General features: G+C 61.0%; 10 protein-coding genes and 1 tRNA gene. 3 read left to right on the top strand and 8 right to left on the bottom strand.

Annotated features, from left to right (window positions below; all coding sequences use genetic code 11):
- Positions 1-40: 40 nt before the first annotated feature.
- From Q0864_RS14190 to Q0864_RS14155, 8 genes are all read right to left on the bottom strand, one after another.
- Positions 41-532, bottom strand: a complete 492-nt coding sequence (locus Q0864_RS14190; protein WP_298571031.1) for a thioesterase family protein — start codon at positions 530-532, stop codon at positions 41-43.
- A gap of 39 nt (positions 533-571) precedes the next feature.
- Positions 572-645, bottom strand: a tRNA-Gly gene (locus Q0864_RS14185).
- Between the two features lie 60 nt (positions 646-705).
- The gene (locus tag Q0864_RS14180) at positions 706-1809 is read right to left on the bottom strand and encodes a hypothetical protein (RefSeq protein WP_298571029.1); all 1104 of its coding nucleotides are present in this window, start codon (positions 1807-1809) and stop codon (positions 706-708) included.
- Between the two features lie 89 nt (positions 1810-1898).
- The gene (locus Q0864_RS14175; protein WP_298571026.1) at positions 1899-3944 is read right to left on the bottom strand and encodes an ASKHA domain-containing protein; all 2046 of its coding nucleotides are present in this window, start codon (positions 3942-3944) and stop codon (positions 1899-1901) included.
- A 189-nt stretch (positions 3945-4133) separates the two neighbouring features.
- Positions 4134-5291, bottom strand: coding sequence for a CoA transferase (locus tag Q0864_RS14170; protein ID WP_298571024.1), 1158 nt, complete (start codon positions 5289-5291; stop codon positions 4134-4136).
- Between the two features lie 158 nt (positions 5292-5449).
- The gene (locus tag Q0864_RS14165; protein WP_298571022.1) at positions 5450-6523 is read right to left on the bottom strand and encodes a methyltetrahydrofolate cobalamin methyltransferase; all 1074 of its coding nucleotides are present in this window, start codon (positions 6521-6523) and stop codon (positions 5450-5452) included.
- A 3-nt stretch (positions 6524-6526) separates the two neighbouring features.
- Complete coding sequence (locus tag Q0864_RS14160) at positions 6527-7465, bottom strand: methylenetetrahydrofolate reductase (protein WP_298571021.1); 939 nt, start codon at positions 7463-7465, stop codon at positions 6527-6529.
- A gap of 26 nt (positions 7466-7491) precedes the next feature.
- A complete protein-coding gene (locus tag Q0864_RS14155; protein ID WP_298571020.1) occupies positions 7492-7788 on the bottom strand; it encodes a virulence factor in 297 nt (98 codons plus the stop codon).
- Positions 7789-8065: 277 nt separating this feature from the next.
- On the opposite strand from Q0864_RS14155, the gene Q0864_RS14150 reads away from it, so the two are divergent.
- The 3 genes from Q0864_RS14150 (at position 8066) to betB (ending at position 11501) form a co-directional block, all read left to right on the top strand.
- Positions 8066-9178 (top strand): Ppx/GppA phosphatase family protein, encoded by a 1113-nt coding sequence (locus Q0864_RS14150; RefSeq protein WP_298571018.1) that lies wholly within the window; start codon positions 8066-8068, stop codon positions 9176-9178.
- Positions 9178-9909: an RlmE family RNA methyltransferase gene (locus Q0864_RS14145; RefSeq protein ID WP_298571017.1), complete on the top strand. Its 732-nt coding sequence runs from the start codon at positions 9178-9180 to the stop codon at positions 9907-9909. Before Q0864_RS14150 ends, Q0864_RS14145 begins: the two co-directional genes overlap by 1 nt.
- Before the next feature lie 137 nt (positions 9910-10046).
- Positions 10047-11501, top strand: a complete 1455-nt coding sequence (gene betB, locus Q0864_RS14140; protein WP_298571015.1) for a betaine-aldehyde dehydrogenase — start codon at positions 10047-10049, stop codon at positions 11499-11501.
- Positions 11502-11537 lie beyond the last annotated feature (36 nt).

Below are 11537 nucleotides of genomic sequence, written 5' to 3'. Positions count from 1 at the left end.
GACATTGTGTTAGAAAGAAAGCCGTGCCCGATGACGTTCGTCAGCCTTGTGTCGCGCCGTCGCGGTCGATGAATGTCTGGGCGACGGCCGTGCTGAGCGGGCGTTTGGTTTTGCCATCCTGCTCAAGGCACACGATCACGCTTTCGCCACTGCACCGCAGGTCTCCGTCGACCCAGCAGCCATATTCCATCACGAAAGAACTTGAGCGGAAGCTGATGGTGCGCCCGGTGATGACATAGCTTTCGCCAAGATGCATCGGCTTGAAATAGCGCGCGCTGTTGGTGGCCAGAACCACTTGCGGATCGTCCTCGGACGCATAAGTGGTGATGCCGTAGGCCTGGAAATAGGGGATGCGCAGGCTTTCGAACCACCGCAGATAGGCCACGTTGTTGACGTGGTTCAAGGCGTCCAGTTCATGAAACCGAACCCGGTCTGCCAGTCCGAAATTCCAACCAGCCGGCACGCCGACACTTTGCAGGGTCGCCCCATCCAGCGGCGTGACGAGTTGAATATTCGCAAATGGGTCAGACATGGTCAGATCCTTCGGCAAGGGGCGAGTGGCGCGGGAAAATGGAGCGGGTGAAGGGAATCGAACCCTCGTCGTCAGCTTGGGAAGCTGCTGCTCTACCATTGAGCTACACCCGCGTTGGGGTTTGAATTAGGCCACCCGGATAGGGGCGTCAAGGGGGGCAAGCGCGCGGACGGTCACCGCCGCAGCAGGGTCCGCAGTTTGCGCAATCCGGCTTGCCAGCCGTCAGGTTTGCTCAGCGGCGACAACAGCGGACGGTGACGATCCTTTCGAAGCGCGCTGATCTCCAGGCTCATGTCGTTGATCAGGTGGGCCAGATCGCGAAAGGCGCTTTCGTCCCATGTTCGGGCGGCCTCTAGGTCGAACTTGGCGACCGAGATGGGTTCGGCGCGCTCTGGGAAGGTGATGCCAAGCGTGTCGCGAAAAAGAGCAAGCTCGTCTTCGATGTTGGGTCGTGCCGCTTCGATCGACGCTGTCAACGGGTGAAACGGGCGGCCGCGCACTTTGACAAAGCTCATCTGTGGCATCGGCGCGCGCGCCGGGTTGCGCTTTCCGTTCACCAGATAGGGAAGGTCCTGCGTTAACAGGTCCGACAGATACAGCGCCTCAAGCGATGGGCTGGGGTTGTTGTCTTGCAGGCCTGTGGCCAGCGGCGCCAAATCGGACAACCCAAGCACCGACAGGCAATCGCAAACCACGTCCCCGCCGACAAGTTGATCACGGTCAAACACCCGAAAGACGAACCGATCGCGCCCCAACCGGTCCACCAGCTTTGCCAGTTTGCGCGCGGGGCTGACATTGATCAAATCCGGCTGGGCTTGCAGTGCGGCAAAGGTCGTGCGCCCGGTCTTGATCCGCTGGCGATAGACGCTTTCAAACATCGCCCATGGGTGGCGCACGTAGCACAGGTAAGTGACCTCGGTGGCAAGGCCGCGAAGCTCTGCATCAAGGGCTGCGAAATCGATGGGGCGGCTGCGCGGCAGGGCTTCAGACGAAAAAATGGCCGTGTGGAGCTTCGCGCGACGGCACGCGGCAATCTGGTCATCGAACCACTGGCGTGACTGCGCGCGGGCGTCTTCGGGTGTGGCACCTTCGAAGCTATAATCCGTGCGGAGGCGTCCGCGTTTGTCGTGAAGGTGGGCCAGATCGAAATGGTTCGGCTTGTCGGGATAGAAGATACCGCGCTGGTGCAGCGCGTCACGCTGGGCCAGAAGGAAATTCTGGATCGAGGTCGTTCCGGTCTTCATGTAACCGATGTGAACGATGATCTTCTTCAGCATGGCCGCAGGCCCCGTTCGCACGCTTTTCTTCTTGCGACCTAGCAAATCAGGGGGGCGCAGACAAGCGACATGCCAGTGTGGCCGCGCGCTTAGTCGCGCCGTCTGCGCCGCCTGCGACCACCTGCGCCATCACCGTCCCCGCCACCGGTATTGAAATGCGGGTCGGGCAGGGCAACGATGCTGCGCAGGATCGGGAACGGCTCGACCGCGTTGGGCATCGCCGAGGCATTGACGAAATGCTCCTGAAAGCGCGGCTCGACGGCGGTTTCGATCTTTTGGATCTTGCGCACAGTGTCTTCGATCTCGGCGCGGGCTGCACGGTTCAGAAGGGCGATGCGCGCGCCAGTGCCCGCAGCGTTGCCGGCCGATGTCACCCTGTCCAGCGGGCAATCCGGGATCATGCCCAGCACCATCGCGTGCTTGGCTGAGATATGCGCCCCAAAGGCCCCCGCCAGCACGACCCGGTCCACCTTGTCCACCGCGCGCTTGTCCATCAGCAACCGCGCACCGGAATAGAGCGCCGCCTTGGCCATCTGGATGGCGCGAATATCGCCATTGGTCACGGCAATCGGGCCGTGATCTTCGTCGCCATCCCACAGCCGGAAAGAGTTCGTGCGCCCATCGGCGAAGCAGCGGTCGGTGCCTGTCTGGTCGGCCGACCCGATCAACCCGCCTGCGTCCACAAGGCCTGCCATGCGCATTTCAGCGATCACTTCGATGATGCCGGACCCGCATATGCCGGTGATGCCGGTGGTGGCGACGGCAGCGTCAAACCCATCGTCGGTGGACCACAGGTCAGACCCGATCACTTTGAAGCGCGGCTCTTTGGTGACGGGATCAATCTCGACCCGTTCGATGGCACCGGGGGCGGCGCGTTGGCCGGCGCTGATCTGCGCGCCTTCGAAGGCGGGGCCGGTGGGGGATGAACACGCCATCACGCCGGTTTTGTCGCCCAGCAGAATTTCGGCATTGGTGCCCACATCCACCACCAGCACAAGGTCGTCGGACTTGTCTGGCGCTTCCGACAGGGCCACGGCAGCCGCATCCGCCCCCACATGGCCCGCGATACAGGGCAGCAGATAAACCCGTGCGGAGTGGTGGATTGAAAGACTCAAATCATCGGCCCGCAGACGAAGGGCATTGGACGTCGCAAGCGCGAACGGGGCCTGGCCAAGTTCGAACGGATCAATCCCCAAAAGCAGGTGGTGCATGACCGGATTGCAGACCACGACCACATCCATGATCAGGCCCTTGTCGATCTCGGCGTCCGAGGCGATTTGGGTGAACAGCGCGTTCAGCCCCTCGCGCACCGCATCCGTCATTTCCTGCGCGCCCGAGGGGTTCATCATCGAATAGCTCACCCGGCTCATCAGGTCTTCGCCGAACCGGATTTGCGGGTTCATCAAACCGGATGAGGCGACAACTTCACCCGTCGCCAGATCGCACAAATGTGCGGCGATGGTGGTCGATCCAAGGTCTATTGCGACCCCATAGATTGCGCCGTCGAAATAGCCGGGCCACAGATGCATGATCCGGGGCGGGTTTTCATCATCGCCCAAGTGCACCGCGACGGTGACCTTCCAGTCGCCTTTGCGCAGGACCGGCTGCATGGATTGCAGGATATGCAGATCGGCCTTTACATCTTCCAGTTCCCATTGGTCGTGCAAGGCCTGCACCAGACGCTCCAGATCGCCGGACGGCTCGTGCATGTCGGGTTCTTCCACCGCGACGTAGAACAGCTTGACCAGCGGGTCGAGCGTGATGTCGCGCGCCTCGGCCCGTTTGCGCACCACTTGCTTGTGCACCTGGCTTTCGGGCGGCACGTCGATGACCACATCGCCCTGCACGGTGGCCTGACAGCCCAGACGGCGCCCCTTGGGCAGACCGCGCTTGTCGTCATAGCGAGCCTCGACTGCGTTCCACTCAGACAAGGCCCCATCTGACACGGTGACGCCGTGCTTGGGGAATTCGCCATAGCTTGGGGTGATCTGGCACTTGGAACAGATCCCACGTCCGCCGCAGACGCTGTCCAGATCCACGCCAAGCTGGCGGGCCGCCGTCAGGATGGGGGTGCCTTCGGGAAACCTGCCGCGTTTGCCCGAAGGGGTGAAAATGACCAAAGGATCTTGTGACATGCGCGCGTCTTTCCCAATCGAATTTCTGCCAATCTAAGGAGATGGCGCGCAGGTGCAATGCCTGGCTGCGGCATGTGCGCGACGGAAACGCCATTTTTTCAAAAGCGCGCCGGTTTTCGTGCAAATCCCGTAGTTTGCGGCCCAGTTTCTGAGGTGCGGGTCGCAAGGAACGCGCCCCCGCAGCGCCCGCTAGGTTTCGCGCGCGCTGAGCCAGCTTAGAATTTCCGCTCGGTTTCCGTCCAGGAAGGGCGCTGGCCCTGCTTGGGTCATATCAGACAGATCCGACATCTTGATCGGGTTGCCTGCCGCCTTGAAGGGTTTGCCCCCGTCTGGCGCGGGCAGGTCCACCACCATGTTGCGCGCACGCAGTTGTGGGTCTTGCATCGCTTCGGCCACATCCAGAATGGGGGCACAGGGAACGCCGGCGGCCAACAGCTTTTCCAGCCAGTAGTCGCGGGTCTCGCCAAGGGTCACGGTTTCGATGCGGCGTTTCAACAGCTTCACATTTTCGCACCGGTCCAGGTTCGTCGCAAACTCGGCGCGTTTGGCGAGCTTTGGCTTGCCCAGAACGTCGCAGAAGCGGGCGAACAAAGTGTCGTTGCCACACGCGATGACCAACAGCCCATCTTTCGTGTGGAAGGTCTCGAACGGGGCAATCGATGGGTGGCGCGCACCCGAAGGCCCGGGCGCGACCCCGGTTTCACTGGTGATCGCGATGGCATGTTCCAAAATAGCCAGTTGGCTGTCCAGCATCGCCACGTCGACTTTCTGTCCGCGCCCCGTTTTGATGCGCTGATACAATGCCGCCAGAAGGCCATGCCCCAAGAACATCCCCGCGACGATATCGCCGACCGAGGCCCCGACCCGCACGGGCTCCCGGTCGCGTTCACCGGTGATTGACATAACTCCGCCACGGGCTTGCACGACCATGTCATAGGCGGGTCTTTGGGCGTCTGGCCCCGTATGGCCAAACCCCGAAACGGCGCCGTAGATCAGGTGCGGAAACCGTTCGTGAAGGCTGTCCCAGCCATAGCCAAGCCGGTCCATGACGCCGGGGCGAAAATTCTCCATCACGACGTCCACCTGCGCCAAGAGGCGCTCTAGGATCGCCCGGTCGGCTGGGTCTTTCAGGTTCAGGGCAATTGATTGCTTGTTGCGGTTGATCGTCGCGAAATAAGCGCTTTCCGTGCCGCGAAAGGGGGGAAAATGGCGCGTGTCATCGCCGCTGCCCGGCTGTTCGACCTTGATGACCTTCGCGCCCAGATCCGACAGGACCATCGAGCAATAAGGCCCGGCCAGCACATGGGTCAGATCAAGAATGGTGATATCTTCCAAAGGGGCGCTCATCGGCCTGTCCTTTCCTGTTTACGCAAAGGTCAACTAGCGAGCGTCGCGGACCGTGGCCTTGAGGCAGATCAAGTCACCGCAATCCGCTGTCGACATCCTTGGAGATGAAAAAAGCCCACCGGAAAGGTGGGCTTTCTCGTTCTGTCTGCGGCAAAAACCTACCCCCGGCGACGCCGTCCGCCGCGACGACCACCAGCTGCGCCTGCGGCGCCTGCATTGACTGAGTTGAACTTGATCCACTCGGCCCCGCCGTCATCGTTGTTGGTCAGGAAGTTGGCGGCGCGGATTGCCTCCATTTCCTTGCCGGCCTTCGGTAGGGTCGAACCAAGACCAAACAGCTGGCAGAAGGTTTCATCATCCATGTCGGCCGGGATCACGATGCCTTTGGCTTCCACTTCGGCTTTCTTTTCCGCCAGCTTTGTGGGGCCGACGGGCAGGGCGACCGGGTTCATGATCGCAGACGTCATGCCCGCACCCATCGCCATGGGCAGAAACGCGTTGTTGATGCCGTGGCGGTTGGGCAGGCCGAACGATATGTTGGACGCGCCACAGGTGGTGTTCACGCCAAGTTCTTCACGCAGGCGACGCACAAGGGCAAAGACCTGCAAGCCAGCCGTGCCCATTGCGCCAACCGGCATTACCAGCGGGTCGACCACGATATCATGCGCCGGGATGCCAAAATCGGCGGCGCGTTCGACGATTTTCTTGGCCACCGCAAAGCGCACGTCCGGGTCTTCCGAAATGCCCGTGTCGTCGTTCGAGATCGCCACAACCGGCACGTTGTATTTCTTGACCATCGGCAGAACCATTTCCAGCCGTTCTTCTTCACCGGTGACCGAGTTCAGCAGCGGGCGACCATTGGCGGCTTTTAAGCCTGCTTCAAGCGCGCCGGGGACCGAACTGTCGATGCAGAGCGGGCAATCGGTGACGGCCTGCACGGTTTCCACCAGCTGGCGCATCAGGTCCGGTTCGACAAAGTTGTTGTCCGCATAGCGCGGGTCTTCGGCCATCTTGTTGGAAAATACCGCGCCCGAGTTGATGTCCAGCACCGTCGCTCCCGCCGCGACCTGCGCCAACGCGTCGCTTTGCACGCGGCTGAAATCGCCCGCTTCCAGTTCGGCGTTCAGAACCTTGCGCCCGGTCGGGTTGATCCGTTCGCCGATGACACAGAAGGGTTGGTCAAAGCCGATGATGGCGGTTTTTGATTGAGACTCAACGATGGTACGGGTCATTCTTTATCCTTTGGTCACGTTGACTGGGGCGGTGTTTTCGCCGCCATTTTCGATGGCCCAGTTGGCATTGGTCTTGATCCCGCCCAGCGGGAAGAAATGCACCTGAGTGATGTTGAAGTCGGGATTGGCCGCCTTGTGGTTGGCCAATTCGTTCAGAACCTCTGTCGGTTCATAGGGCAGTAGCAGTTTGGTCACATCCATCGCGCGCTTTTGCAGCACTTTCAGCGACGGGCCGACACCGCAGGCAATCGCGAACTTGATCAGCGTTTGCAGTTTGGCGGGACCGGCGATGCCGATATGGATGGGCAGGTCAACGCCGGCCTCTTTAAGCCCGTCCGCCCATTTGATAATCGGCTTAGCTTCAAAGGCGAACTGCGTGGCCAAGGCCATCTTGGCGTCGGTTCGTTCCGAGAATTTCTGTTTCCAAAGAACGGCTTCCATGACGTTCTTGCGTGATCCGTCCGGGTCGATATCGCGGTTGCCTTCCGGGTGACCGGCGACGTTCAGCTGGGTGAAGCCTGCCTTGTCGAACAGACCGGTTTCAAGCAACTGCATTGAGCTGTCGAAATCACCATGCGGCTTTTCCACGCCACCGGCCAGCAGCAGCGCTTGTTTCACATTCGCTTCGCCCTGATAGCGGGCGATCCAGTCGGCCAGCGTGGCCTCATCCTTGATGATGCGCGCGGGGAAGTGCGGCATGACCTCGAAGCCTTCGGCGTTGATGCGTTTGGCGGTGGCGACCATCTCGTCAATCGGGGTGCCGTCGATATGGGCGATATAGACGCGGGTGTCCTCGGGCAGCAGGTCGCGGAAATCCTCGACCTTCTCGGCGGTGCGGGGCATCACCTCGATCGAATAGCCCTTCAGGAAGTCCTGAAGGGCGGGGGACGTGGGCGTGGCCTGACCTTCGGTCGGCTTTCTGCGGAAGTTCAACAGCGCCATGGCTGCCTCCTTTATGCGGGACAGGCTTACGCCCATCCGTCGTTGCCAATCAGCGCGATCAGGCGCTCTTTGTCATATTCTGCGTCGATCCGGGCGGCTTCTGCCGCCGCGATCTCTTGCGGGTCTCCGTCCACGGAATAGGGATCGGCCTTGCGCCATTCCGCCAGATAGGCGTCGCTGTCTTTCGCGTTCACCTTCATGGCGGCCCGGTCGATGGCCTGTTCGAACCGCTCAGGCAGCGGGGCTTTCGACCCACGACGCCCTTTGCCGACGATGATCTGGGCGGGAATGTCCCTCCAGTAAACGATGGTCACGTCCGGCATGCGATTCTTCCTCCTCCGCTTCACTTTTTCTACGCGTGGGCAGGGGGTTTCCTGCGTCGTTTTTCGACACCACGCGCACCACAAGCGACTTCCATGATGCTGATTGGCATCTGTGGGATACGCGATTGCCCATCGACGGGCCATGGGGGTGAAGCTGAATACTTCTCAAGATGATTATGCGCGACGGCGGATAGTGCGTCCATGTTGCAGGGAAGGGATTGTCAGACACGGCGCGTATCCCTATCTTAAAGACAACTTGAAATGGAGGGCGTGACCTATGACGCCCAAGCGTCCCAATGGTGCGGGCGCGTTCCCAATAGCGGTCGATACCCCCGCGCCGTCACCCGTGGACCCGGCAAGCCTGTATGCGGCGCTGGACCTCGGAACAAACAGTTGTCGTATGCTGGTTGCCCAACCGAAGGGAAGCCAGTTTCACGTCGTGGACAGCTTTTCCAAATCGGTGCAACTGGGCAAGGGGCTGGAAGCCTCGGGTCGGCTGAGCCGGTCGTCGATGTCGCGCACCGTGCAGGCGCTTCGTATTTGCCGCAAAAAGCTGATCAAGCACGATGTCCAGCGAATGCGCCTTGTGGCGACAGAAGCCTGTCGCCGTGCGTCGAACGGCAAGAGCTTCATGGCCTATATCCGGCGTGAAACCGGCTTGGACCTGGAGATCATCAAGCCCGAAGAAGAAGCGCGGCTGGCCGTCGTGTCCTGCGCGCCGCTTGTGTCCACAAAAACCGAACAGCTTTTGGTCGTCGATATTGGCGGCGGTTCGACCGAGCTTGTGTGGCTTGATCTATCCAAGGTGCCGCCGTTGGAGCGCCCGCGATCCATCATGCGGATGGGGCGCGGCTTTATCGGTGGGGTCAGCGATTTTCCCGCCGCCAGCGTGGTGGATTGGATTTCGGTGCCTTTGGGCGTCGCCACCCTGCGTGAGATGTTTGATGACGTAGAGGATGACGCGGGCCGCTATGCGCTGATGTCCGTGCATTTCGAAGAGCAACTGGCAGGCTTCAGCCCGTTCCACCATGAACCGCCCCGCGAAGGGTTCCAGATCATCGGCACATCCGGCACCGTGACGACCGTGGCGGCGACCCATCTGGGCCTGCGCCGCTATGACCGGACCAAAGTGGATGGGCTGCGCATGACCTCGGACCAGATCGAACGGGTGATCCAAGGCTATCTGGCGCTTGGCCCGCAGGGGCGGCGGATGAATTCGCATATCGGGCGCGATCGGCAATCGCTGATCATGTCTGGCGCTGCGATCTTACAAGCATTATTGCGCGTCTGGCCGACGGATCGGCTCAGCGTGGCGGATCGCGGCCTGCGCGAGGGCATCCTTTATTCGCAGATGTCTGCGGACGGTGTTTTGGAAGGCGGACCATTCTGATGACAGAAACAGGTGGCAAAAAAGGCGGCCGGGCGCGCAAAAGCTCGGGCCGGGGGCTTCGGGATTTGACCGTGAAGGTGAAAACCGCGCGGGGTCGGACCAACAGTTCGACCCGCTGGCTGCAACGGCAGCTAAACGACCCTTATGTGACGCGGGCCAAGGCCGAGGGTTATCGCGGGCGCGCCGCCTTCAAGATCATGGATCTGGACGACAAGTATCGCTTTCTGGTGAACGGTGCACGCGTGGTCGATCTGGGCTGCGCCCCCGGTGGCTGGGCGCAAGTCGCCGTGCCGCGCATCAACGCGCTTGGTGAGAAAAGCGGCAAGAAGGTCGGCACCTTTCTGGGCATCGATTTGCAAGAGGTTGAACCGCTGGCCGGAGCCACATTCCACCAGCTCGACTTCATGGAAGACGACGCCGATGTGACCGTGAAAGAGCTTTTGGGTGGCAAGGCGGATGTGGTCATGTCCGACATGGCGGCTTCCAGTTCCGGCCACAAGCAGACCGACCATTTGCGCATTATCTCGTTGTGCGAAGCGGCGGCGTATTTCGCGTTCGATGTGCTGGAACAAGGCGGCACCTTCGTTGCCAAGGTCTTGGCAGGCGGCGCGGAAGGTGAGTTGCAGAAACTTCTGAAGCTGAAGTTTGAAAAGGTGGTGAATGTGAAGCCACCTTCAAGCCGGTCGGACAGTTCCGAGAAATTCGTGGTCGCAACCGGCTTCAAGGGCTAGGCGACCACGGGGCAGGGTGCCGCCTTTCGGATGGCCCTTTGCGGCCCATCCTGCGACACTGCGCGAAATTCCACGAATGCGCGCGATTCCCGGCGGGCCACGCCCCCCGACACCGCGCTTTGCAGAAAGGCAACGGCATGAGAGCGCAACCCAAAGCAAGCCATTTCATCGGCGGCGAATATGTCGAGGACACGGACGGCACGCAGATCGACGTGGTTTTTCCCGCAACAGGCGAGGTGATCGCCAAGCTTCATTCGGCGACCCCCGCGATCATAGACAAGGCGCTTGATGCGGCGAAGTCGGCGCAGGCCGATTGGGCGGCGATGACCGGGACGGAACGGGGTCGTATCCTGCGCCGCGCCGCTGACATCATGCGCGAACGCAACCATGATCTATCGGTTCTGGAAACACTCGACACCGGCAAACCCTATCAGGAAACCAGCGTGGCCGACGCGACATCGGGCGCGGATGCGTTGGAGTATTTCGGCGGGCTAGCCGGCAGCCTGACGGGCGAGCATATTCCGATGGCAAATGGCGATTTCGTCTATACGCGGCGCGAGGCGCTTGGCGTTTGTGTCGGCATTGGCGCGTGGAATTATCCCACCCAGATCGCGTGCTGGAAGGCCGCACCGGCTCTGGCCTGCGGCAACACCTCTGTTTTCAAACCGTCCGAGATGACGCCGCTCTCGGCGCTCAAAGTGGCCGAGATCCTGATGGAGGCCGGCGCACCTGCGGGCATTTTCAATGTCGTGCAAGGCTATGGTGAAGTTGGCGGCGCCCTGGTGACTGACCCGCGCGTGGCCAAGGTGTCGCTGACCGGGTCCGTGCCGACGGGCAAGAAGGTCTATGCCGCCGCCGCCGCCGAAATGAAACACGTCACGATGGAGCTTGGCGGCAAGTCCCCGATGATCGTCTTTGATGATGCGAATGTGGAAAACGCGGTGTCGGGGGCCATTCTGGGCAACTTCTATTCCTCCGGGCAGGTCTGTTCCAACGGCACGCGGGTGTTCGTTCAGAAAGGCATCAAAGAGGCTTTCTTGAAACGTCTGGCTGAACGGCTGGACGGGGCGGTCATTGGCGACCCACTTGACCCCAACACCAGTTTCGGCCCGATGGTCAGCCAGGGGCAGCTGAACATCGTCATGACCTATGTCGAAAAGGGCAAAGAGGAAGGCGCGCGGCTGGTCTATGGTGGCGAACGGATCAGCGGCGATGGCTTTTACATGAAGCCCACCGTCTTCGCCGACGTGACCGACGACATGACCATCGCACGTGAAGAGATTTTCGGCCCCGTCATGTCCGTGCTCGATTTCGACACCGAAGATGAGGTCATGGCGCGCGCCAATGACACCGAATTCGGTCTGGCCGCCGGTGTCTTCACCAACGACCTGACCCGCGCGCACCGTGTTGTGGCGGGGTTCGAGGCGGGCACCTGCTACATCAACACCTACAACGACGCCCCGGTTGAGGCACCGTTTGGCGGCACCAAAGCCTCGGGCGTTGGACGCGAGAACGCAAAAGCCGCGATTGAACATTATTCGGAGTTGAAAACCGTCTATGTCCGGTTGAGCGATCTGGAAGCGCCGTTCTGATCACGACAGTTGGGCCAAGTCTGACAGGGCAGAGCT

The organism is uncultured Aliiroseovarius sp. (assembly GCF_947497285.1).
Lineage (GTDB): Bacteria > Pseudomonadota > Alphaproteobacteria > Rhodobacterales > Rhodobacteraceae > Aliiroseovarius.
This window is presented reverse-complemented; position numbering and strand designations above follow the sequence as displayed.

Bases quoted from the DNA above. Each gene is read 5' to 3' on its own strand.
- Q0864_RS14175 (WP_298571026.1), bottom strand. From the start codon at position 3,944: ATGTCACAAGATCCTTTGGTCATTTTCACCCCTTCGGGCAAACGCGGC.
- Q0864_RS14190 (WP_298571031.1), bottom strand. From the start codon at position 532: ATGTCTGACCCATTTGCGAATATTCAACTCGTCACGCCGCTGGATGGG.
- Q0864_RS14155 (WP_298571020.1), bottom strand. From the start codon at position 7,788: ATGCCGGACGTGACCATCGTTTACTGGAGGGACATTCCCGCCCAGATC.
- Q0864_RS14180 (WP_298571029.1), bottom strand. From the start codon at position 1,809: ATGCTGAAGAAGATCATCGTTCACATCGGTTACATGAAGACCGGAACG.
- Q0864_RS14170 (WP_298571024.1), bottom strand. From the start codon at position 5,291: ATGAGCGCCCCTTTGGAAGATATCACCATTCTTGATCTGACCCATGTG.
- Q0864_RS14165 (WP_298571022.1), bottom strand. From the start codon at position 6,523: ATGACCCGTACCATCGTTGAGTCTCAATCAAAAACCGCCATCATCGGC.
- Q0864_RS14150 (WP_298571018.1), top strand. From the start codon at position 8,066: ATGACGCCCAAGCGTCCCAATGGTGCGGGCGCGTTCCCAATAGCGGTC.
- Q0864_RS14145 (WP_298571017.1), top strand. From the start codon at position 9,178: ATGACAGAAACAGGTGGCAAAAAAGGCGGCCGGGCGCGCAAAAGCTCG.
- betB (WP_298571015.1), top strand. From the start codon at position 10,047: ATGAGAGCGCAACCCAAAGCAAGCCATTTCATCGGCGGCGAATATGTC.
- Q0864_RS14160 (WP_298571021.1), bottom strand. From the start codon at position 7,465: ATGGCGCTGTTGAACTTCCGCAGAAAGCCGACCGAAGGTCAGGCCACG.